This is a genomic window from Pantoea sp. PNA 14-12 (genome assembly GCF_004364735.1).
GTDB classification, from domain to species: domain Bacteria; phylum Pseudomonadota; class Gammaproteobacteria; order Enterobacterales; family Enterobacteriaceae; genus Pantoea; species Pantoea stewartii.
In genome coordinates this window covers 156,605-177,387 of the sequence record NZ_SOAJ01000004.1, presented here as the reverse complement: position 1 = coordinate 177,387, position 20,783 = coordinate 156,605, and the positions used below count along the sequence as shown (strand labels likewise).

26 protein-coding genes are annotated in these 20,783 nt (G+C 51.1%); 5 read left to right on the top strand and 21 right to left on the bottom strand.

Going from position 1 to position 20,783, the window contains the following annotated elements:
* The 14 genes from C7434_RS14710 to C7434_RS14650 form a co-directional block, all read right to left on the bottom strand.
* Positions 1-351 (bottom strand): GPW/gp25 family protein, encoded by a 351-nt coding sequence (locus C7434_RS14710; protein WP_033739922.1) that lies wholly within the window; start codon positions 349-351, stop codon positions 1-3.
* Positions 348-932, bottom strand: a complete 585-nt coding sequence (locus C7434_RS14705) for a phage baseplate assembly protein V (protein WP_033739923.1) — start codon at positions 930-932, stop codon at positions 348-350. The genes C7434_RS14710 and C7434_RS14705 overlap by 4 nt, the downstream gene beginning before the upstream one ends.
* Positions 933-1,023: 91 nt before the next feature.
* A complete protein-coding gene (locus C7434_RS14700; RefSeq protein WP_133745575.1) occupies positions 1,024-1,494 on the bottom strand; it encodes a phage tail protein in 471 nt (156 codons plus the stop codon).
* Positions 1,424-1,699, bottom strand: coding sequence for an Rz1-like lysis system protein LysC (gene lysC, locus C7434_RS22210; protein WP_226374589.1), 276 nt, complete (start codon positions 1,697-1,699; stop codon positions 1,424-1,426). The genes C7434_RS14700 and lysC overlap by 71 nt, the downstream gene beginning before the upstream one ends.
* The gene (gene lysB / locus C7434_RS14695) at positions 1,581-2,015 is read right to left on the bottom strand and encodes an Rz-like lysis system protein LysB (RefSeq protein ID WP_033739927.1); all 435 of its coding nucleotides are present in this window, start codon (positions 2,013-2,015) and stop codon (positions 1,581-1,583) included. The genes lysC and lysB overlap by 119 nt, the downstream gene beginning before the upstream one ends.
* Positions 2,012-2,521 carry a lysozyme gene (locus tag C7434_RS14690; RefSeq protein ID WP_033739928.1) on the bottom strand — a complete coding sequence of 170 codons (510 nt, stop codon included), beginning with the start codon at positions 2,519-2,521 and terminating at the stop codon, positions 2,012-2,014. The genes lysB and C7434_RS14690 overlap by 4 nt, the downstream gene beginning before the upstream one ends.
* Positions 2,505-2,729, bottom strand: coding sequence for an HP1 family phage holin (locus tag C7434_RS14685; RefSeq protein WP_033739930.1), 225 nt, complete (start codon positions 2,727-2,729; stop codon positions 2,505-2,507). The genes C7434_RS14690 and C7434_RS14685 overlap by 17 nt, the downstream gene beginning before the upstream one ends.
* 5 nt (positions 2,730-2,734) lie before the next feature.
* Positions 2,735-2,938 carry a tail protein X gene (locus C7434_RS14680; protein ID WP_033739932.1) on the bottom strand — a complete coding sequence of 68 codons (204 nt, stop codon included), beginning with the start codon at positions 2,936-2,938 and terminating at the stop codon, positions 2,735-2,737.
* Positions 2,939-3,591: 653 nt separating this feature from the next.
* Positions 3,592-3,786 carry a hypothetical protein gene (locus C7434_RS14675; RefSeq protein WP_072021722.1) on the bottom strand — a complete coding sequence of 65 codons (195 nt, stop codon included), beginning with the start codon at positions 3,784-3,786 and terminating at the stop codon, positions 3,592-3,594.
* Between the two features lie 831 nt (positions 3,787-4,617).
* Positions 4,618-5,028: a hypothetical protein gene (locus C7434_RS14670; RefSeq protein WP_033739934.1), complete on the bottom strand. Its 411-nt coding sequence runs from the start codon at positions 5,026-5,028 to the stop codon at positions 4,618-4,620.
* A 338-nt stretch (positions 5,029-5,366) separates the two neighbouring features.
* On the bottom strand, positions 5,367-7,448 hold the full coding sequence (locus tag C7434_RS14665) for a replication endonuclease (protein ID WP_226374571.1): 2,082 nt from the start codon (positions 7,446-7,448) through the stop codon (positions 5,367-5,369).
* Positions 7,445-7,672: a TraR/DksA C4-type zinc finger protein gene (locus tag C7434_RS14660; RefSeq protein ID WP_006118222.1), complete on the bottom strand. Its 228-nt coding sequence runs from the start codon at positions 7,670-7,672 to the stop codon at positions 7,445-7,447. Before C7434_RS14660 ends, C7434_RS14665 begins: the two co-directional genes overlap by 4 nt.
* Positions 7,672-7,890 (bottom strand): DUF2732 family protein, encoded by a 219-nt coding sequence (locus C7434_RS14655; protein ID WP_006118223.1) that lies wholly within the window; start codon positions 7,888-7,890, stop codon positions 7,672-7,674. The genes C7434_RS14660 and C7434_RS14655 overlap by 1 nt, the downstream gene beginning before the upstream one ends.
* 66 nt (positions 7,891-7,956) lie before the next feature.
* Positions 7,957-8,325, bottom strand: a complete 369-nt coding sequence (locus C7434_RS14650) for a hypothetical protein (RefSeq protein WP_033739936.1) — start codon at positions 8,323-8,325, stop codon at positions 7,957-7,959.
* A gap of 426 nt (positions 8,326-8,751) precedes the next feature.
* Here C7434_RS14650 and C7434_RS14645 point away from each other — a divergent pair, with 426 nt between their 5' ends.
* The gene (locus tag C7434_RS14645) at positions 8,752-9,336 is read left to right on the top strand and encodes a phage repressor protein (RefSeq protein WP_006118225.1); all 585 of its coding nucleotides are present in this window, start codon (positions 8,752-8,754) and stop codon (positions 9,334-9,336) included.
* A gap of 100 nt (positions 9,337-9,436) precedes the next feature.
* Here C7434_RS14645 and C7434_RS14640 read toward each other — a convergent pair whose 3' ends face one another.
* Entirely contained in the window at positions 9,437-10,981 is a 1,545-nt protein-coding gene (locus tag C7434_RS14640) for a methyl-accepting chemotaxis protein (protein WP_133745574.1), read from the bottom strand.
* 910 nt (positions 10,982-11,891) lie between these two features.
* On the opposite strand from C7434_RS14640, the gene C7434_RS14635 reads away from it, so the two are divergent.
* The 3 genes from C7434_RS14635 to C7434_RS14625 all read left to right on the top strand — a co-directional run bounded on the left by C7434_RS14635 (position 11,892) and on the right by C7434_RS14625 (position 14,680).
* Positions 11,892-13,820, top strand: a complete 1,929-nt coding sequence (locus C7434_RS14635) for a methyl-accepting chemotaxis protein (protein WP_033739938.1) — start codon at positions 11,892-11,894, stop codon at positions 13,818-13,820.
* A 279-nt stretch (positions 13,821-14,099) separates the two neighbouring features.
* Positions 14,100-14,357, top strand: coding sequence for a hypothetical protein (locus tag C7434_RS14630; protein ID WP_033739939.1), 258 nt, complete (start codon positions 14,100-14,102; stop codon positions 14,355-14,357).
* 125 nt (positions 14,358-14,482) lie between these two features.
* Positions 14,483-14,680: a hypothetical protein gene (locus tag C7434_RS14625; RefSeq protein WP_033739941.1), complete on the top strand. Its 198-nt coding sequence runs from the start codon at positions 14,483-14,485 to the stop codon at positions 14,678-14,680.
* Positions 14,681-14,785: 105 nt separating this feature from the next.
* On the opposite strand, the gene C7434_RS14620 is transcribed toward C7434_RS14625, so the two are convergent.
* From C7434_RS14620 to C7434_RS14605, 4 genes are all read right to left on the bottom strand, one after another.
* Positions 14,786-15,058, bottom strand: a complete 273-nt coding sequence (locus tag C7434_RS14620; protein WP_033739950.1) for a biofilm development regulator YmgB/AriR family protein — start codon at positions 15,056-15,058, stop codon at positions 14,786-14,788.
* A gap of 137 nt (positions 15,059-15,195) precedes the next feature.
* A complete protein-coding gene (locus C7434_RS14615; RefSeq protein WP_033739952.1) occupies positions 15,196-15,465 on the bottom strand; it encodes a hypothetical protein in 270 nt (89 codons plus the stop codon).
* A gap of 134 nt (positions 15,466-15,599) precedes the next feature.
* Entirely contained in the window at positions 15,600-15,839 is a 240-nt protein-coding gene (gene ycgZ, locus C7434_RS14610; RefSeq protein WP_033739954.1) for a regulatory protein YcgZ, read from the bottom strand.
* A 277-nt stretch (positions 15,840-16,116) separates the two neighbouring features.
* A complete protein-coding gene (locus C7434_RS14605) occupies positions 16,117-16,422 on the bottom strand; it encodes a hypothetical protein (RefSeq protein ID WP_033739956.1) in 306 nt (101 codons plus the stop codon).
* Positions 16,423-17,165: 743 nt separating this feature from the next.
* Between C7434_RS14605 and C7434_RS14600 the strand changes: the two genes are divergently transcribed.
* The gene (locus tag C7434_RS14600; RefSeq protein ID WP_033739960.1) at positions 17,166-17,408 is read left to right on the top strand and encodes a biofilm development regulator YmgB/AriR family protein; all 243 of its coding nucleotides are present in this window, start codon (positions 17,166-17,168) and stop codon (positions 17,406-17,408) included.
* Positions 17,409-18,015: 607 nt separating this feature from the next.
* Here the strand turns inward: C7434_RS14600 and C7434_RS14595 are convergent.
* Both C7434_RS14595 and C7434_RS14590 read right to left on the bottom strand, forming a co-directional pair.
* On the bottom strand, positions 18,016-20,115 hold the full coding sequence (locus tag C7434_RS14595) for an EAL domain-containing protein (protein WP_033740106.1): 2,100 nt from the start codon (positions 20,113-20,115) through the stop codon (positions 18,016-18,018).
* A 331-nt stretch (positions 20,116-20,446) separates the two neighbouring features.
* On the bottom strand, positions 20,447-20,686 hold the full coding sequence (locus C7434_RS14590; protein WP_033739962.1) for a hypothetical protein: 240 nt from the start codon (positions 20,684-20,686) through the stop codon (positions 20,447-20,449).
* Positions 20,687-20,783: the final 97 nt, after the last annotated feature.

Genomic DNA, 20,783 nt, shown 5'->3' with positions numbered 1-20,783 from the left:
TCAACTCACAGGGACGGTTAACGAAAAATCCTGCGCGGTATCCGCACGGTTGCCGGTGATTTCCACCACCATCCCGCCGTTAAACGCAGACTCAAAATTGATGCCGGTCAGGCTGATGCGCGGCTCCCACTGCAGCAGCGCCATATAACAGGCCGACATGATTTGCAGACGCAGCGTGTCGTTTTGCGGCTGGTCAATCAGCGCCGACAGTAGCGAGCCATAATCACGGCGCATCACCCGCGACCCGAGTGGCGTGGTTAAAATGTCGCGCACGGATTGTCGGATGTGATCCAGCTCTTCCAGCGTCGTACCCGTTTCGCGGCTCATACCGCTGTAGCGTGCTGTTGTCATAATGGCGCTCCTGTTGTCCCACCGCTGTCGCCCGGATGTTGGTGCGTATGCAGCACTTTGCCATTGGAGGCGAAACTGCCGCCGCTGTGCGATACGTCGCCCTTCATCGTGCCGCCCTGGGTGACTTCCAGCGTGGCGGTTTTAAGTAACGTTGTGCACTCCACCTCGGGCGTATCCAGCAGGATTTTAACGGCCGCCTTGAGAGTGGCAGTCTGGATCCCCTCCGCTTTTAGCGCGCCGGTCTGGGGCTCATATTCAATAACCGCCCCATCGGGAAAGGAGCAGTGCAGCGCATCCGCAGAGGCCGATGGCGCCGGACTGGCATCCGAAAACACACCGGGCAAAACAAAGCCGCTGTTCAGCTCGCCGCCCAGGCTCATGATCAACACCTGCTCGCCAACCGAAGGGGCATTCCAGGTACGGGTGCGTCCCGCCCGGGCTGTCAGCCAGTGCAGCCAGTCAGTGGTGTTATCACCGGTCTTTACACGGCAGGTGCCCGCCTCCAGATTGACGTCGGAGACAGTACCGATGCGGACCATGTTGCGCAGCAAGCGCTTGATTTCTAATATTTGCTCGTTCATGGCAGTAGTTTCACGTTGCAGGAGAAAAGCAGCAATCGAATGCCGTTTACTCAGAAATGACTAAACAGCGCCTCAGCAAAAGCGGCAGTGGCTATGCCTTCCATTCGCTGACCAGCTTGCCTTTGATATACAACTGCCAGGGCCGCGCATCGTTTTCTGGCAGCGCAGGTTCCGGCAGATGCGTGATGTGTAATCCGCCCTCCTGCTGCTCAACCCAGACACGTTCGGTCAGCTGGAGCGTGACCGTCACGGTGTGCTTTCCCTCGCCCGTGGCATCGAGCGTGAAGGTAAAGCCGGTGCGGCGTTTTTCCTCCGACACCATGATGTCGGGCTGGTTTTCCCGCAGCCAGGCCAGCACGGGCACCATGATCAGATCAATATCGTCGGCATACTGAGTAATGACGACAGCCAGCTGAAAGTGGTATTCAAACGACAGCGAGCTGGCGAGGGTGGAGACCAGACTGCCGGACTGAATATTGATGGTCAGGTTGTCAGGATTTTGCTGTAGCAGCGGAACGCTGTTTATCAGCACCTGACGGAGTTGGGTTGCTTTCAACATCATGCTGCTCCTGGCACGCTTTAATCATCTCTACCTGCAACCCGCACGATGCGAGCGCAGCCTCTAACTGGCGGTTATCTGCCGCCAAATCACCCTGCGTTTGCAGGCGGTTCTCCGGGATGGGGCAACTGGTCACGCGTGGACAGCCAGTCCAGATAATCTCGGGCATTGCTGAAGGCGGGACGGCTGTGCAGCCGGATAACGTCAGCAGGCAAAGCAGTCGCACTCCAGGCACGTAAAGCGGGATTCGCATCGGTTTCTCTTCTGATTGTCGTTTCGCGGTTCAGCGCCTGAGCGCTGGCCTGGTTTTGCTGTAGCCGCAGTTCGGCCTCACGTTTTCGGCTGGCCTGACTGTCCCGGTTGAGTTGATCGATGGCCTTCTCCCGGTTGCTCAGGTCGGCGGCCAGCGCCGCGGCCTTGTGCTGTGCCTTGTCCAGCCGCGCCTCGATGACGCTGAGACGCCAGCCGCCGGCCCCCAGTGCCGCAAGTAACGTCACGATCGCAAACACCATCAGTCGCATCATCCTGCCCCCTTCAGGCACCAGGCCATTTCACGCTGGCGACGGTTATCCAGCCCGGCGTTATACGTCCCTTTGACATAGACCCAGCGTCTGAGCTGCAGGCAGGCATCGCGCCAGCGGCCACGGTTAATGAAGCCGGCCAGCGTGGAGTTACAGGCGGCATGTACGCCGACGTTAAAGCCAAAGGACACCACCGCGTCGTAGACCTCGGAGGGCATGTCACGTGTCATGCACTGATCAATGCCGCGCTCAACGCGCATGACGTCATAAACCAGGTTGACTGCTGCCTGGCGCTCGTTCACCACGCTGGCAGGCGTAACGCCCTGTGTATGGCCAATGCCGTTAGTCCAGACGCCGGCGCTGCACTGATAAGGTGACGTGCGGCACCCTTCGGCATCAGCAATCAGCCTGAGTCCGGCTTCGGAGGTTTTTAGCATCTTGATTTGCGGTAGCAGTGCGGCCATGGCCAGCACGGCGACGACGGCACATCGCTTAGCGGTCTGGCTCAAAATTCAGCCCCTTAACGTTGCGCTGCTGCAGCTCGTAGGTTTTGCGGCGGTAATACCAGTTGATAAAAAAGGTTGCGACATTGATGCACATCGTTAACACAGCAACGCCAGAGCCCACCATAAAAGCGATATCCTGTGGTGTGTGACGTCCAAACCACATCAGGACAATCCCGATGAGGTAATTAATCAGAGAACTGATTTTTTCCATTGGCACTAATCCCACAGATTGAGCGTCTCACCAGTAGCCGCCTGGGGCAGATCCGGTAAGACCACTTTGCATCCGTGCGGTAAGGTTGGGCCTTTTTCTGCCAGGCCAGGATTGGCGGCATAAACCTGTTCAACCGCCTGCTGCGTGCGTCCGTAATAACGCCAGCAAATCTCATCAACCGTTTCTTCCTGTCGTGCATAAATCAGCATTGATTGGCCCCTTATGAGCATAAAAACCATGGTTGGCTGGGCGAAATGTTGTCGGTAGCCTGCATTACCGGCACCGCATCGCCAGGCCATATCTCCTGTCGCAAAAGCAGGTTTCATAAAGCTCAGGCCATGCGGTAAACAGGGGGCATGTGCTCAGCGCGGCCTGCGTTGCCAGCGCGCGACAGGAGTAGTGTCTGCTTCAGCAGCGCATTGCTCAACGCGGGAGCGCCCGCTCAACAGTGAGCGGGCAAAGGCAGTAAAAATGGGATGACTCCGGCTAAAAAAACGGCAGGAAGGAAGAAAAGCGCGCGTTTTAACGATGAGGTTCAACGACCGGAAGAGGCAATAGAACGGGAAAGGAAGGTGCGTGTTTTAGCCGTGATGATCCGCAGGCGGAAGAGTCAGCGAAACGGGAAAGAAAAGTGCGTGTTTTAACGATGAGCGTTTGCGGCCGGACGAAGCAGTGAAACGGGAAAGGAACGTGACAACTGCCTGGCGTTTTTTGTGGCCTGACACGACAGTAAGGAACGCTAAAGACCGATCGAAGTGAAGGTCTGTTTGCCCGGACCGCTGCCCGCGCCTGAGCCCACATCATCCTTTGGGTGGGCTCAGGCGACAGACAACCCGCTGACGTTACAGTGAGAACGCCGGCATCATGGTTTTTTTAAAGGCGTAGCCGAAAAGACAACGGAAAATCGGTTATCGGAAAGGGTGTAGTTAGCTGCGAGTTCAGCAATCAAATTTAACGCAATTTCCCTGTCTCGTTCGCCGCAGGCCCCTTCACTGGTGAGCCTGGCGATAAGCTCAACGCGCTCAAGCATAACTCGCTCATGTAATTCATTTCCCACAATTCCCTCCCCCAAAATAAACACTGTACATACATACAGTATCATAGCATTGATTAACTGTGGAAGCGTTTTAAGATAGTTGGTAAAAAATTATATCATGTTGATAGGCATCAACTTTTATTAACCTTCCCTTAAGACAAACCTTCAGCACTGACCTGCAGAAGCGTAAGAAAAATCAATAGATTTTCCTCTAAATGATGCCAAAAACGTGGCGTGTGTTTCGTCCGGATTTGAAAGCATTTCATGTATGCTCTTCCACACAGAGCGCTACCAGCCATAAATGCAGACACACTTTTGAGCGGATGCGTCTAAAGGCAAGATTGCCATAAAGCCGTCCTTACAAAAGGAGATGGGTAAGCGATACCCCCTACAGCGCAACCATCCACCAGTGCACTTCTGCGAAGGGTGAAAGCGGGAGGGAAAACCTACTGAAAAGATGTTCAGCGTTCCCTTCGCTATCCTGGCATGCTCGATATCCAATACCTGACATAGCGTTGTTGCCAGTTACTTATTTGAATGAATGAGTTGAAATTATGATAAGTAGTATGGCTCAATTATTTAAAACCTTAATCTGCAGCAACATGATGGCTTTTAATTCCCCCTATAATCATCTATCAATACGTTTCATCCTCGGCAGCTAAAAACGAATAATTCTTTTAACGATACTGCCATGTAATTTAATTCCCCAGTCAAAAATGCCATCCGAACATTCTCCGCCTGCATTCTTTATGCATACTATAAAAATTTTATAATCTTGCATATTTAATCAAAAGACCGGCTCACCTTTCAGGCTTTATTAAGTCATCAGATGGAGTCGGCCTGATGGAAGAGCTACTGAATTTTATTTATTACAAGCGTAGCTTGCCCCGTGTTATTGTAACAACCATCGTCAGAAACCCAGGCAATTATTGTTGAGGTTACATCAACGTAAACGCGAACCGGTGTCGATGTAATGCTTTGCCCCCACCGATTAGTTGAATATCCTAAGCCCCCCTGAAGCAGAACAGTATCAATAGCGCAGCCACCGCCCAGATCATTACTGGAACAGCTCATATTGTTATTCGTGATTGAGACATCATAAGTCCCTTTTTGCATCTGGAACTGTGCCGGTTTACCAGCAGCAGCGGTTCCCGGAGGCGATGTGATGCAGTTTTGTAGTGCATTGATATTAATGCTTGTTGCTGCCTGACTTGACAGCGCTATAAAAGCAGTAAAAGCGACCAACGTTTTCTTTGCGTTCATAATTCTTACTCCTGAAAACAATGTAATTGAGAAAATCCAGTACCGGTTGAATACATTCCATTTGGATAAACATGACTTGAAAAGACGAAAAATTGACCAGTAGTACTCTTGAAGATACGGAAATTCATCCGCGTTCTGGTGTCACGATGCTGTCCCACTAAAAAAAACGTTAAGTCCCCAAATACATTTCGATAATTTAAAGAGATACCTTATTGCCCATCCAGTTTCATGTCACGTGGACTCAACAGCAATCGTATACCGTTTACTCAGCAATACCTAAACAGCACGTCACGCTAAGATAAATGTAAATTTTTATCTCTTGGCTCGGCTGCAAGGATTTAAAAGCAGTCAGTCCTTTTCGATATTCGTGAGAGTTCTACTTTATTTTCATACGGCAACAATGTCGGTCTGGCTTTTTCAAAGCCCGTTAAGTACTCGGACAGGAATAGCCTGTAAAACGAAGAGTATTCATCATTATCTAAACCTTTTTGCTGAAATTTTTGGCATTCGATAGTGTAAATCCCGCTGCCGTGGCAATTATTAAAAGGCATTGCTGGCATATGCGTACAGTTATTAACAGAACTCCAAGACCGCAACGCCGGCTGCGGTTTTTGGCCGCCCTCTTCTTCAGCGCATTTAGGCACAACTTTCCATGTTTTCAGCCGGGTCAACACGGGCGCGCCGGGCCCTGTCGCCGTGGCATAAACGCCTTTAATCGACTGCGTTTCCTCGCCAAAGGCATTACAATTTTCGTCGGGCTGATACCAGACACGCACGGTAAGTGCGTCACGTTTAACGAAGGGGCCGCCCTGGGCATCGGTGTACGCAGCCCATTGACCGGCATCAGCCGCAGCATGTACAGCAGCAAACGCCTCGCCCGCACCATGAGCGCTTTGCAGATCAGCCAGGCGGCGCAGTTCGCGATAAACCGTGACGGGTGCACCGCCAATAAACTGAAACTGGCGGATACGCCAGCAGGCCGCCCAGGCCGAGACGGCCATCGCCGTTTCCTTCAGCGGCTTTCCGCTTTCATGATCCCGCTCGCCTTCGAGCGCATAGCCATCAATGTTTTTTGCTACGTATTTAGCGATATAGCCTGTCGCGCTGCCTTTTGCTGGATCCATGGCTTCCGCATGAAAACGCGCTTTGCGTGCGCGGGCGCTGTTCAGCTCATCGCTGTCCTGCTGGCAGGCATAATCACGCAGGATCTCACTTACCCGACTGACGTCCTCAGGGCGCATAAACATCAGCATGTGCCAGTGCGGTGTACCATCGTGATGAGGCTCAGCAACGCGCAGACCAAAAATACTGATGTTATTTCGATGCAGTTTGGCACGGACTCGCTGCCAGAGCGTGCAAAGATAGCGCTGCGTGTCCGCCGGGCTGGCCCCGTTCCATTTCGCATTGCGGTGGCCCGTTTGCAAGGTGGCGTGATAGCGAGAGGGGGCGGTTAAAGTATAAAACTCCGCCCGGAAGCCCATATTTTGACAAAGGGTTTCAAAGCCACGAATGCGTGTCATGAGTTCCGCACGACGAATGGCTGGATTGGCCACACTGCCGTCATATTTTTCGATCAGGCTGATGCGGTTCCCCTCCTCATCTTCCAGATCCATACTCTGCAGGAAGTCACGAGTGCGTCGACGCTGTTCCCGCCATTCCGCGACCGCCATCGGGCTGGCATAAGGTGACCGCTTTTTGCTGACGTTGGCTAAGGCAATATGCAGATGTTCTCGCCAGAAGGCGCTGAGACGACGCAACTGTCCTTTCCACCATTTCTCTGCCTGCATACGCAGGATGGCGGCGGTAACCTCGTCGGGACAGAAGAAGCGAGTACTGACCGTTTCCCAGAGCGGTGGCGTTTGTCCCAGCTCACGGGTGATGATAGCTGCGGTTGTGTAAAGGTGATGGACATAACGGTAATCCGTCCTGTCACTGATGCTGGCATGCAACTGCACCAGTTCTGCATGAATAAAGCTGGCAATATCGCCCGCGAGTAAATCAACATCAGCACGGGACATATCCGGCAGGCGGTTAAACCGCTTCATCAGTTCCCACAATGTGCCGGCCGCTCTGGCTGCACCTTGCGGGCACGACAGCGTTCGGGATAGTTGCGCCACGATGCCGGGACGCATGGCATGCAACTGGTAGCGCTGGTTGACTGACTCAACACGCGGTAATGTACGCTCAACAAAGGTTTTTGCTAAGTACGCATTAGCCCGGGCTGTGCCCTGTTGCTTTTCAAGTAACGCCATGCGACGCCGGACGTCCAGTTGCACCATCCTGGCCTGGGCATTAAGGGTTTTCTGCCCATGCAGCCACGCCGCAATCAGGCGATCGCGGTGTTGCTGCTGGTCATAAGTGGGATACGGGCTGGCAATCGCCAGCCGGGGGGCATTCCACGGGTAAGCAAAAGTCATCATCGCGCCTGTCCGTGGTGAAGACGTGTGCGTAACTCGCAGACTTCCTGACAGGACAGGCAGCGGGTGACACCCTGAACGGCGCGACGGCGCGCTTCGGGAATCGGTGCATCACACTCTTCACAAAACGAAGCGCTGATTGCCACGGGCCGTTGCGTGACCTGGGCAATATTGTGCGCCAGGATTTCTTCGCTGCGCTGCTGCGCGACATCAATGGTATCGGCCATCAGCGCAGCGCTCCTGATTCGTTTTCATAACGTTCAGCTTCGTTGCGCAGCAGTTCCGCAGCCTCAATGCCGTTTAATGTCTGACGCGTAATATGCGCCGCCATAACATTCAGCCGTCTGGCGACCGCCAGTGCGCAGGCTTTTCTTTCGTTATCAAGCAGTTTGTTGAGGGTAAAGGTTGTGGCGTCATTCAGTGAATGGGTTTCGCTGTTCATCATTTCTCTCCAGATTTTGGGCAAAGTCATGCCCGACGGGTTTACGTCATTGCGTTACGATTAGGTGGTTTATTCAGGCAAAAAGCAGTCCGCCGTTGAGAACTGTCGCGGCAATATCTTTCCCCAGCGCGCCAGCTTGTTCATCGCCATGATGATGCGTTCACGACGTAACTGATCGAAACACTCGAAAGGTTTGCCAATATCTTCCTGCCTGAAACTGCCGGGCCAGTCACGATTGACCAGCGTTAAAACACAGAATTTGAAATCGTCATTTTGGTGATTGAAGTACCGCAGCGCAGGGTTACGGTTGCTGTCGCGCAGCAAACGCCAGCGCTGACGAAATTCATCAAAGGTCATCTTTTCGCTGCTGCCGTTGTCAAAACGCGCTTCAGCATGCGAAGCGGATAGCGGGCTTTTTATCTGGACGGTGCGACTCATTGTTTTCCTCCGATAAAGTTTGCATCGGGTTTGACTGACCAGTCGCCACCGTCACTGACATCATGGTGTCTGTACCTGATGACGGATTCGCGCCTGTCTCATCGCTGGCTTTTGTTAAGCATTAAGCGAAACGGTAATAAAACTGGCCTCAGTGTCAGCACGACAAGGCGTTAAACCACTTTCACTCACATCTTGCGTGCAATCGCGGCGCTTACCGACACAATCGCCCTTGTTGCCTTATCTCACCGGTGCTGACCGTTACACGCAGACAGGTGAGCGACGCGATAAGGTTCCGGCATGACGATTGTAAAAATGGGCCTCATCAGGCAAAATCTTTCGTTATCTGATAAAGCCGCCTGCTGCTGCATCAATCAAAGGCTAACTAAAACCGGAGGATACTTAGACTAAATCTAAGTGTCAATGAAAATGAGCGTTTATACTAATTTCAAATTTCCGAACTCGAGCGCTGAAGCTCTGGATCGCGTTGTCGATGCCTATGGCTTTACCATGAAAATGCAGCTTGCAGATCACCTTGGAATTGCCGCAAGCAGCCTGTCTGCACGCTATAAACGTGATGTTTTTCCGTCAGATATCGTTTTGCAGTGCGTTATGGAAACGGGGGCGGACTTGCAATGGTTGATTACGGGTAAAGGAAGTAAGTTCTCAGAAAGCAAACCTGACACACCGACACTGATTAGAAAAAAACTAATCAGCGGAAAAATCGAGGATGCGGGTTATGTGATGCTGGATAAAGCCTTATATGCGCCCCTGAAGCAGGAACCGCGCAACGCTTTTTTACTGTTGGCCGAAACCACGCAATACATCATCGATACTGACTTCGAAGATATGCATGACGGCGTCTGGTTGGTCGAAATCGAAGGCACAGCCAGCGTCAGAACGCTGACGCGTATTCCGGTCAGGAAAGTCCACGTCAGCGGGATTGGCGTGGCCTTTGATTGTGGGATTGATGACATCAAACTGATTGGCCGGGTTGTTCTGACCATTCAGTGACAGGCCTGATTGCCTGGCGACGCGGGGATGTCCTGTCGTGAGGCTGGGCAAGCCAGACTCTGTGATATAAAAAAGGGGCGTTACCGCCCCTGCTAAGCGATCAAACCTGAAATGCTTCAACCATGCCGCGTAAGGCGTGCGCCTGCTCTGACAGGGAGTGCGAGGCGGATGAGGATTCTTCAACCAGCGCCGCGTTATTCTGGGTGACCCCATCCATCTGACTGACGGCAACGCTGACCTGCGAGATCCCCTGCATCTGCTCTGACGAAGCCATTGATATTTCATCCATCGCGCCCGCCAGTGCATTGACCATGCCCACGACCTTCAGAATACTTTCTCCGGTCCCGGCGGCGACATGAACGCCGCTATCCACCTGTTCCACCGCATGTTCGATCAGTTCTTTAATCTCTTTTGCGGCAGTGGCGCTACGCTGTGCCAGGATTCTGACCTCGCCAGCGACGACGGCAAAACCGCGCCCACCCTCGCCCGCCCGCGCTGCCTCAACCGCCGCATTTAACGCCAGGATATTGGTCTGAAACGCAATACTTTCAATCACGCCTGTGATGTCGCGTACTTTTGTCGCGCTCAGGGCGATGTCATTCATGGTATGAGACATGCGCTGGACTTCGGACTCGCCGCTGCGCGCCAGGGTTGCAGCCTCGCGGGCAACGGTAGCCGTATGTTGTGCACTGGCCGTATTGCTCTTCACCGTGGCGGTGAGCTGTTCCATACTGGCCGCCGTTTCCTGTAGGGCGGCAGCCTGCTGTTCTGTACGTGATGACAGCTCAGTATTGCCCTGAGCGATTTCATCGGATGCCGAGGCGACCGATCCGGCGGTCTCTTTGATTTGGCTAACCAGACGACGCAAACTGGTCTGCATATTCGCCAGAGAGGCGAGCAGACTCGTTGAATCGTTGGCACGCAAGGTGACCGGTGTGGTTAAATTGCCGCCGGCAATCGCCGCAGATAATGCCTGCGCCTGAGCAGGTTCACCACCGAGCTGACGCATCAGCACGCGTATAATCATATACCCCGCTGCGACGGAAACGACCACCGACAGAGAGGCAAGAATCAACAGAATCAGCGTGGCCCGGCGCACATTTTGACTGGTGATTTCAACGGACTTTTCACTGTCTTCCATTTGCAGCCTGGTCATCTCTTTCAGTGACTCAAGTAATTGCCCTTGCAATGGCCGAACCGTTTTTATCAGATAAGACGTCGCGTCCTGCTGCTTGTTTTGTAAGCCAAGCTGGCCGGCATGTTCCAGCGCCGCCAGCACCGGGCCCTCGCTACTTACTATCTTATCAAAGGCCTCTCTGGCCTTTGGCGTTGAATCTCTGGCAACCATTGCAGCCAGACGCTCACGGTTCTCTATATAGCTCGCTTTTTGCGTGACAATACGTTGCCACTCTCGCTGCATTTGGTCGGGATCCGTAATCAGGGCAAGGTTACGCACAATGACGGCCATGTCACGTAACCCACCGTACATGTCCATCCCCACACGGTATTTCTTCATTTTGACATTTACGGCTTCATCCATGCCGTTACGGGCATTATTCATACCGGTATAGGCCACTGAGGTGCAGATAATAAACAGCGTAATTAAAAGGCCGAAACTCATCGTCAGGCGCGTTGAAATTTTCATTATGGACTCCCTGCTTATGGTGAAAAACAGGTATCGGTTAAAAAAGTAAAATCCACAGTAAAAATTAAGAGCCCCGTAATAAAAAAATAATAAGCAATTGATAATTATGGTTTTTTAATAAAAACAAAAATAATTTGACGAATATTAAATCTTAAAATAAACGAGAAGGATTTCATTTAGAAAAAGAGAATAAAACATTGTATTGGTTACTTTCTGGCGATAAGAAAAAAATATTCAATCGTGGTTAACAGGGAACACTCACCGTTTGCCGCTGCGGCGTCAGAGCGTGCACCACTTCTTCACTGTAAACAGTGCTTAAGCGCAGGAAAACACGCAGGCGATGACGCACGCAGCGACACAAAACGCGTCACAAGGATTGCAACACAACCCTCAGCTTCGGAAGCGTCTTGCGGGAGTAAGCGGAATGTATGTTTAACCGGTCCTGAGCACGTGGCGATACTCATCGTAAGTCATATGACTTTAATTATCTGACCAGAATATTACCCGGTAAAAGCCCTTGGAAGACTTTATTGTTGGCTAAAAAAATAAGGACCGCCATTATCGTCACCCCTCAGGATAACTTTAATTTTTTTTCATTCTTTGGGATCGAGGCTGCTTTTTTATAACAAGCATCCCATATATACCTATTTATGATTAGATGAAAATTAAAAAAGAAAAATAATTTGGCTTAGCCACACTGAAAAGAAAATTTAGTGAATCTTTAACATGATAAACAGAAGAATGCACTCTATACTGTCTTTCACTGTGAAAAATGGGCCTCGCCCTGCCGTTAAATCAAACAGATCGTTGATAATAAGCGAAAAAATTCCATTCTATTACAGTAAAAACATAACATAATTATATTTTGATGATTTTATCAAAAGACACCACTCCACCTGGACCGTAAGTAATGAAAAACATTCTCGACAAACTCGGCCTGCCGACAAAATTTCTTATCCTCGGTATTTTTGCTCTGGTTTTATTTATATTACCTACCTATCTATTTATTCAGTCGGGTAATGAAGCGATTAACGTAAAAACACAAGAGTTACAGGGCGTACCGATCGAAAAAGATATCCTGACATTACTTAACCTGATACAGCGCCATCGTGCGGAAAGTGCCATCGCTATTTCCCAAAATAAGCTGGATAACGCGCCACGCGTAGCGCTGGCTTCTCAGATCGATGCAATGTATGAAAAAATAGCCTCTGAATTGCGTCAATATGATGCCAGCGCACAACCCACTCAGCGTTTTTTAAATGTTCAGACCGCATGGTCACAGCTACAACAGGACGTGTTAACGGGGAAGTTAACGCTGTCGAGCAGCCTGACGCATCATGCCCAACTCATTCAAAACCTGCTGGACACGAATCAAGACATTCTTGATTTGTATAGTCTCTCTTTAGATGCCGACCTGAATACTTATCAGCTTATCATGAGTATTTATGGCCGCCTGCCAGAGCTGACCGAAACGCTCGGGCGCATCCGGGCAAGTGGTACGTCCATCATTGCGGCGGGGGATAAAGCTGACGAATCCTATTGTGGCGCCATGGAATATCAACTTGAAGGCGGCCGAAATGCACTGGAAAAATTCAGTAATGTACTGAATAAAGCCTTTACCGTGGAGCCAGGACTGAAAACTGACTTTGCCGCGCAGGCGCAGGACGCCTATCAACGTTCGGCCAGCGTGCTTAAGATGGCGGAGAACGTCTTTATCACGAAAACCGTGCAGATTACGCCTCTGGACTACGTAAAAGCCTTTACCCAGGCGATTAACGCCTATAACGATCTTGGCACCAAACTCAGCCAGCAACTGGCAATCACGCTCAACGATCAAATCGATCAACGTCGTCATTCGCAGTATATCCTGCTGGCCGCATTACTGGTGTTAGCACTCATTGCAGTCTTTGTGGCGTTTATGATTAGTCGTTCGGTCACGCGCCCTGTAAAAGAGGCGGTGGCAGTGGCCAGTAAAGTTGCAGCGGGTGATCTAACCACCGTAATAACGGTATCGGGCAATAATGAGATCGCCGAACTGCTGAATGCCCTGGCGCAGATGCAGCTACGTCTTTCGCTGTTAGTGACCAGTATTAAAAATAACGCGTCAACCATTGCCAACTCGTCGGAAGAAATTGCGATGGGTAATAACGACCTCTCATCGCGTACGGAGGAACAGGCCGCCTCGCTGGCTGAAACCGCCGCCAGTATGGAGCAACTGTCGTCCATCATTAAACAGAATGCCGATAACACACGTTACGCCTCCGATATGGCCGTATCGGCGACTAATGCGGCCTTAATGAGTGGTGATGCGATGAACGCTGTCATGGCGACAATGCAGAAGATTCGTGGCAGCTCAAGCCAGATTGAGGAAATCACCGCCGTCATTGACAGCATCGCCTTTCAGACCAATATACTGGCGCTTAACGCCGCCGTTGAAGCGGCTCGCGCCGGCGAACTGGGTAAAGGATTTGCCGTAGTAGCGGCCGAAGTGCGCGCACTGGCGCAGCGCTCAGCCGGTGCCGCGAAAGAGATTAAAGGTCTCATAGAGCAATCTGTCGTTCAGTCGAATGAAGGCTTAACGCTGGCGCAGGATGCGGGCAGCAAAGTTAAGCAGAGCGTAGAGGCCATAGAGCAAACCTCTCAGCTGATTCGCGATATCTCATCATCGTCTGAAGAGCAGAGCAGCGGCGTAAGCCAGATTAATATTGCCGTTAACCAGATGGATCAGGTAACACAGCAAAATGCAGTACTGGTTGAGCAGTCGGCGTCATCCGCAGATGAACTGGCAAAACGGGCCAGTGATTTGCGCGACATGGTTTCTGTGTTTCGTACAGCCTGACCGCCTGCTCAGTTAACCGGCGATGCAGCAGCATGACCGCCAGAGCCCGGCACTGCCCGGGCTGTTTCTTTGGCAAAGATGAAAAATACGTCAATGTACAATTGAATGATTGCTCAAAGAAACTTATTCTGTTGCCCGCAAAAAAAAGCCAGTAAAGGTTTTCGGTGCCATTGCAGTGCCGCCTGCACATCCGTGCAGTCTCATTTTGATGCTGAGCAAACCCCCACTGGAAAAACCTGTGCTAATCTTTCGGTCTCAGAACCGCCTTCCGGGGAGTATATGAATAACGTTTTTGACGAAAAAATGACGGACATCATCATCGGAGAGATGGTGACGCAGCTACTGAATGAGGATGCGGCAATTTCCTGGCGCCTTCTCCTTGAGCGGCTGCAACAGCTTCTGGATACCGAAAGTGATGAGGTACGCATTCGCGCAGCATTGCGGGCCATTGAAGAAATCCGTGCGGAGATGATTTCTCGTCCGGCTGAATCGCAAACGACAGAACTCGGTGATCTCAGTATCCATCACCTTCATTAAGTCGCTGCCAAGCAGCGGCTTACCCCATTTTCTGAAAAACGCTTTGCACGAGTAAGCGCCTTGAAAGGTATTCACATAACCGACGCGCTGATTAATAAAGGCACGTTTTCGCTGACGGAGGTCGAATGAGTGATGACACCGCCATGCAAGACATCTATACCATTATTGGTACGATAGTTGCGCGTTTGCTTAAACCCGATGGCGAGCTCCATCTTCAGGATATTGTCAGTTCACTGCATAATTACAGTGAACAGAGCACAGAGCAGCTTGAAAAGAAAGCGTGTCAGGAAGCGATACGCCTGCTTTCCCGACAATTTCATTAAGATGATGAAGCACCGGACTAGCGGTGGTACCGATACCGCTTTATCAGTACAGGGCGATGCGCTTTTATTCCATGACAGATTCAGCGAGACCGCGCAGGCTGTATCTTACGCATCGTCCCTGGAGGATGTTCGCCCCACAACAATTTCCAGGCAATGGCGTAACACGGCCAACTCATTGCTATCTTCCGTGCATTCCAGTTCGGCAATCAGACGTATGATGATGGCCTTACTGGTCACCTTTTGCCCCTGAATGACGATGTCACGAATCACCGCATCCAGCACTGCATTTTCAGCCTGAAGTGTGTCACCCGCACGGCGAAAGAGATGCAGTATTTCTGCTTCTGTCGTGTTTTGCTCAATGTCGGTAGTATTCGGCATGATGATCTTCTTAATCTGTATCTGTATCTGTGAAGGTAAGTGACGTCATACTGACTGTTCAGTGCTGCAATCCTGCGTGCATACCAGCAACCGCTGCGTTTTTACCCTGCATGCATCGCCCTGAAGGCCGCCCAGACTTAGTGCTTACGACTGTTGTCCGGAATGCTCTGACCAAATGCCAGTACGGTGGCATCAATCGGGTCACGTGCGGAGGCAAACTCGTTGCGAACTTCCGTGAGCGCCATTTCAATAGCCTCGTGCCGCTCGTCGTGAGTTTCATCCCGGAGCATGATCTTAAGTCTGTTTGCCAGTGTCGCACCACTGATGGTGTCATTGCTGTCAAGCAACGCGGTAATCGCCTCGCCCATGACAATTTCAATAAGTTTCTCTTGTTTATCTTTTTGCATACCCGCATTCCTGATGACATTGTGCCCCTGTAACCGGGCAAACCAGCCTCAAATGCTCAGGCCTCTGGTGACCTGCTTATTTGACCAATCAGATTACTGCTGCGGGACGTGAATGCACGTGTGAGTCGCAGCGTTCAGCGGTCAAAAAGCATACTGATCAGTTTCTGATAATGTTGCTCTTCAAGCGGACTGGCCGACTGACTCAGTCGACGAATCAGCGCGCTACAAATGGCCTTACGGTTAAGGCTTTTGCCTGCATGAAGGATCTCCACGATGACCTGACCCAGCGTCGCTTTTTCGGAAGGGAGCGTGTCGTTGCCAAAGTAACGGGCAATATCGTGAACCGTATTGGACGTATTTTCGTTCTGACGCATCATGAATCTCCCAAATGAGAAATAGTATAAACGTTAGTCAACGCAATGTTCACTAAACTTATACAACATCTGGAAAATTGTACAGGAATTCTCTTTACTGGCTGGCAGGGTTATTGTGCATAAAGTGCTATATCATACTTAACAGTCACTTGCGTAAGTATCAGATCGCTAACCGTCTTACAGCGTTGTGATTACACCACAGGGCAGAGGCGAGGCGGTAAAGCAGAGGCAGAGAGGTCATTGATTACCTTTTCTTGACTAACTTGCCAACGTTTGGCTATGCACGGTCGTCATCCTCTTCCGGATTAAGACGAATAACATTTTCATCTGTTTTTCCTTCCTGACTGGCTGTCATTAACCAGCGCAGGCCGGAATCCCTCCTGACGGGTGAAGGTCTGAACTGCTTTAGCCAGCGTCGCGCCGAGAAAATGTCGGCCAATCTGTTATCACAGGTTTCTGATTCGGCCATCATATTGAGCTCCGCAATGAGTGTATCAATACTAATTTCTTTCTCACCGAGGGCAAGATTGACCACCGCTTCGCCAAGAATGACATGACTTTTCTCATCGTCGTGAAATAACACTTTACGCTCCTCAATCTGGCAATTAATCACTATTTTTTTTCACATTCTAGTAATAATCAAACAGATGACAAAAGCCTTTTTCTGCCGAAAGAATAGTAGCCTGAAGTGATAAAAATGATACTTTTGAAATGCCTGTTTTAACTTAATGAATTGCAATAAATTTATTAAATTCCTGGCCTGAATGCTGTCTGATAAAGACTATTCTGAATATATCTATAGTACGCCTGACAACACCTGCAGGCCTTGCCAGGCCTGGCCCGGCGTTATGCGTGTATTTTCAAAGGCACGTAAAGACAGATATCCGTCAACGTCGAGATATTATCGTTCAGCTTTTTGTAAGAGCAGTATTAATATTTTTTGTTGTGGCGCTGATGGTTATACTTCCTGGCGACTGTTTACGCCCCATGAATAAAACCCTGCTAATGATAATGTTATTCTCTTCGGTAATGCTTCGCACTAAAACGTTATTATTAACGTGCGCCATGCCTGTGCCGGTTCATTTAGCGGCGTTTATGCTCTTATCACAGACTGAAATATTCACGCACAATGGGAAGCCAGTCGCCGCTGTCAGCCAGCTCTGAAGCGCCAGTGCCCGCCTTACATATCGCCGCTTTACCCTGCCAGATCTAAGCCAGACGGCTGGCAACCTTTCTTTCGCCAGTAATCGGTAATACTGCTGTACAGCGGCCCCCAGGATCGGTTAACTTGCGCACAAATATTCCTACTCAGCTTCAAGGAACACTATGCGCCAGGACGGTTTGCCGCCCTCAGGAAAAACCAGCAATCTGGCCCATTATTTCAGCCAGATTGATCACCCACATCAACTTGAAACACTTGGCAGGATCGCAGTCGAAATTCTTCGGGAAAATAAGCCTGTGAGTCGACGCATCATCTGTCTGAAGCTGATTGGTTGTCTTGAAACGGCAACGAATGAGGACGATGCGTCACATTATCGTGAACTTCTGACGCTGCTCTTCAGGCAATAAACGTTACACGCGCCTGCTTACCTGCCTCTCGACTCACCATTACCACGCTGACGTTAATGCCCTTCCTTCTCTTACTCTGTCCTCTGTCGTTATGCACAGAAAACGGGCTTCCGTCAGCGCTGGCCTGCAGGCAGATTTACGGCCTTCCCTGACGCGTTGAACGTGTAACAGAGAGGCAAGGCGCTGTTTAAAGTGTAAAAAAATGCCCGAACCTCGTTAAAGGGCCGGGCCGGAGTTCTCAGGGAAATCCTAAATGACTTCCAAACAGCGTTATTACACTAGTTCACGCTTTGGATTGTCGCCACCCGGGATCAAACAAATTTTCTCTATACCTGAAATGCCTCTCTCTTTTTTTGCGGATAAATGCCCTCAGACCGCTTAAAACCTGCGTCGCGTCACGTTTTCACAAACGTGTCATCGGTTCGCTCAATCTTCCTGGCACAGGGCGGATAATCTTAGTGTGAGTTGATTATCACAATGATTGTCCTGACAAACGTTGCTCATTTCGGCACCCTCGCGGTGCCGTTTTTTCTGCCTCATCGCTCAGGACAGCGTCATCTTCGTTAACGCTCAGGACCCTGAGCGTTAACGCCGGAAGAACAGCAAATCAGGGTTGGGGGCAATTGAGCGGCGTAACATAAAGCTTTTCGAAGCGAGGCGCGCTGACGGGTGCCCCCATCTGTTTGCCCTGTAAAATGTCACATGCCGCAGCACAAATGAATTCATGCTGTGCACGGTTCTCAATGCCTTCAGCCGCGACCGTGATGCCCATATTTTTGCCTAACGAAGCAATCGCGTTAAACAGCAGTCGGGCTTTATTGCTCTGCTCAAGTTGGCCCGTCAGCGATTTATCTATCTTGAGGCCGGCAACACAGCGATGCTGCAACAGGCTGAGCGAGGCCAGGCTGCGACCAAAATGGTCGATGATAAATAAGGCCCCCGTATTTTTAACCGCATCCAGAACCTGTAATTTTATCTCATCGGCGTCGGTAAGCAGCGGTTCATCGATTTCCAGTTCGATAAAGCCTGCATCTTCCCCGGCACAGTGACGGATAACATCGGCCAGGCCCGTTTCCAGCAACTGACGTGGGAACAGATTAATACTGACACGCAAGGCAGCGTGTTGACGCCGCCACTGCTTAATTTGACTGACAGCGGACTGAATGATCCACTCCCCAAGTTTGACTGACAGCGGACTTTTAATCAGCATATCAATAAACTCAGCGGGAAAAAGGATGCCACGCGCGGGATGCATCCAGCGCACCAGTGCTTCGCAGCCAATCAATGTCCCATCGGCCCCATTAAAACGCGGCTGGTAATGCAGAACGAACTGATGCTGACGTACCGCAGCTTCCAGTTCACGCTCAAAACGGCGTCGTCCCTGTTCCGCCTCACGAAATTCAGGCTGAAAGAGAACAGACTGGCCTTTCCCGCGCGCTTTGGCGCGGTACAGCGCTAAATCGGCGGCTGACATGACCGATGACGTGTCGGTGCCATGTAAGGGAAAACAGGCCACACCGGTGCTGGCTCCCACCGTCAGCACCGATCCCATGTAATCAAATGGCATCTGGATGGCCGCAGTGAGTATGTGCGCTATCCCCATGGCCTCATCGCAACCATTGGGTAGCAGGACAATAAACTCATCGCCGCCAAGTCGGGCTGCCGCAATCGCATGGGTACAAACCGCGCGAATCTGCTCAGCCACATGGCACAGCAAGGCATCGCCTGCGGCATGGCCTAGTGTATCGTTCACCTCTTTAAAACTGTCTAAATCCGTCATCAGCAAGGTATAAGGTACGCCGGATTCCGTCAGCTTACTGAGTTGGGTCATAAACGCACTGCGGCTGGCAAGACGCGTCAGCATATCCAGTGACGCCAGCTCACACAGTCGCGCCTCGCTTTCATAACGCAGCGTAACATCACGGATAATCATGCCGACATAGCGTTCCTCCCCTTCGCGCCAGCCCGAGAAAGAAACTTCTGCCGGAAACTCTTCACCGTTGCAGCGTTTCCCCCAAATCTGCAGAGTGCGAGGGACTGCGATCGCGTCATCGTCATGCTCAAGCCGATCAAGTTCGTTGCGGTAGTCGGTCTGGCAGCGTTCCGGGATCAGTCCGGCGACATATTTTCCCATCATTTCGCTGGCGTCATAGCCAAACATGTTGGTCGCGGCAGGGTTCCAGAAAGTAATCCCGCGATTCAGATCGGTACAAATAATGGCATCAGGCGAGGTGACCGATATGGCTTCAAGCCGCTGCTGACTGGCGTGGCGCAGTACCTCCATACGATGAACCTCCATGCGGTCCATCACCAGCGCAGCCAGATCGGTCAGGTTCTGACGATCCGTTGGGCTCATTGCAGGGCGGGGATGATTGTCGGTCAGACATAATGTCCCAATTCTGTGCCCGTCGGGCGTAATCAGCGGGACGCCAGCATAGAATCGAATATAGGGATAACCCAGCACCAGCGGGCTGTTACAGAAACGGGGATCGTTGAGCGCGTCAGGCACACAAAGAATCGAGTCACTCTCAAGCGTATGATGGCAGAACGCCACGCTCCGCGAGGTTTCAGTAATCTGCAGACCATAGCGAGACTTGAAAAACTGGCGTTTTTCATCAATCAGCGACACAAACGCCACCGGCACGCTAAACAGTCGCGCGGCCAGAATCGTCAGGCGATCGAACGCTTCATTCGGCGGCGTGTCCATCAGGTGATACTGGGCCAGCGCACGCAAGCGCGCTTCTTCAGCGCCGTTTTCGGTTGAGTGCTTCAGAGTATGTCCTCCTGAGGTCGTATACTGTGGCCGGGCATCTCACAGTAAAAAGAGGACGCCTGCAATCAGACAGAACCAGGTAAACGTTATCTGCCAACCTGAAACCGCAACAAAGGCCCGCCTGTACAGCAAAAATCCCAATCTCAGTCATCTGCTCTGATCACGGGATCGCCTTTAACTTCGACCCCGTTTTTACTGTTATCGTCCTCTCAGAGATGAACTTCATAGTCTGAGGCTGCTTATCTGTGTAAAACGGTAAAAATCGCTATTTTTTGGACTGCGGCACCAGTTCATAATAGGGATGCTTGCCTGCCAACAGCAGCAGCAATTCATACTCGCCCTGACTCAGTAACGCGACTTTCGCCGTGGCTTCTTTTGTCTGCCAGGCGCGTAAGCTGAGATCAAAGCGTTCGGCTGCGCCCTCCTGTGACAGACCTGCCGCAATACGCAGCTCCCGGACGTTATTCTGGACGGGCACGGGCCGTCGGACGATTGAATTTCCCAAACCAGGCTCCCTGTTGTTGACTTAGGGTAACAGTGCCTTAGCGCAGCCCGTATCGGTTCTCTCACACGGTCATCAGCCACCGCCGCAGCACACATTT

Coding starts and splice junctions, on each gene's coding strand:
- C7434_RS14710 (WP_033739922.1), bottom strand. CDS start 351: ATGACAACAGCACGCTACAGCGGTATGAGCCGCGAAACGGGTACGACG.
- C7434_RS14705 (WP_033739923.1), bottom strand. CDS start 932: ATGAACGAGCAAATATTAGAAATCAAGCGCTTGCTGCGCAACATGGTC.
- C7434_RS14700 (WP_133745575.1), bottom strand. CDS start 1,494: ATGATGTTGAAAGCAACCCAACTCCGTCAGGTGCTGATAAACAGCGTT.
- lysB (WP_033739927.1), bottom strand. CDS start 2,015: ATGATGCGACTGATGGTGTTTGCGATCGTGACGTTACTTGCGGCACTG.
- C7434_RS14685 (WP_033739930.1), bottom strand. CDS start 2,729: ATGGAAAAAATCAGTTCTCTGATTAATTACCTCATCGGGATTGTCCTG.
- C7434_RS14680 (WP_033739932.1), bottom strand. CDS start 2,938: ATGCTGATTTATGCACGACAGGAAGAAACGGTTGATGAGATTTGCTGG.
- C7434_RS14670 (WP_033739934.1), bottom strand. CDS start 5,028: ATGAACGCAAAGAAAACGTTGGTCGCTTTTACTGCTTTTATAGCGCTG.
- C7434_RS14665 (WP_226374571.1), bottom strand. CDS start 7,448: ATGATGACTTTTGCTTACCCGTGGAATGCCCCCCGGCTGGCGATTGCC.
- C7434_RS14660 (WP_006118222.1), bottom strand. CDS start 7,672: ATGGCCGATACCATTGATGTCGCGCAGCAGCGCAGCGAAGAAATCCTG.
- C7434_RS14655 (WP_006118223.1), bottom strand. CDS start 7,890: ATGATGAACAGCGAAACCCATTCACTGAATGACGCCACAACCTTTACC.
- C7434_RS14650 (WP_033739936.1), bottom strand. CDS start 8,325: ATGAGTCGCACCGTCCAGATAAAAAGCCCGCTATCCGCTTCGCATGCT.
- C7434_RS14645 (WP_006118225.1), top strand. CDS start 8,752: ATGAGCGTTTATACTAATTTCAAATTTCCGAACTCGAGCGCTGAAGCT.
- C7434_RS14640 (WP_133745574.1), bottom strand. CDS start 10,981: ATGAAAATTTCAACGCGCCTGACGATGAGTTTCGGCCTTTTAATTACG.
- C7434_RS14635 (WP_033739938.1), top strand. CDS start 11,892: ATGAAAAACATTCTCGACAAACTCGGCCTGCCGACAAAATTTCTTATC.
- C7434_RS14630 (WP_033739939.1), top strand. CDS start 14,100: ATGAATAACGTTTTTGACGAAAAAATGACGGACATCATCATCGGAGAG.
- C7434_RS14625 (WP_033739941.1), top strand. CDS start 14,483: ATGAGTGATGACACCGCCATGCAAGACATCTATACCATTATTGGTACG.
- C7434_RS14620 (WP_033739950.1), bottom strand. CDS start 15,058: ATGCCGAATACTACCGACATTGAGCAAAACACGACAGAAGCAGAAATA.
- C7434_RS14615 (WP_033739952.1), bottom strand. CDS start 15,465: ATGCAAAAAGATAAACAAGAGAAACTTATTGAAATTGTCATGGGCGAG.
- ycgZ (WP_033739954.1), bottom strand. CDS start 15,839: ATGCGTCAGAACGAAAATACGTCCAATACGGTTCACGATATTGCCCGT.
- C7434_RS14600 (WP_033739960.1), top strand. CDS start 17,166: ATGCGCCAGGACGGTTTGCCGCCCTCAGGAAAAACCAGCAATCTGGCC.
- C7434_RS14595 (WP_033740106.1), bottom strand. CDS start 20,115: ATGGACACGCCGCCGAATGAAGCGTTCGATCGCCTGACGATTCTGGCC.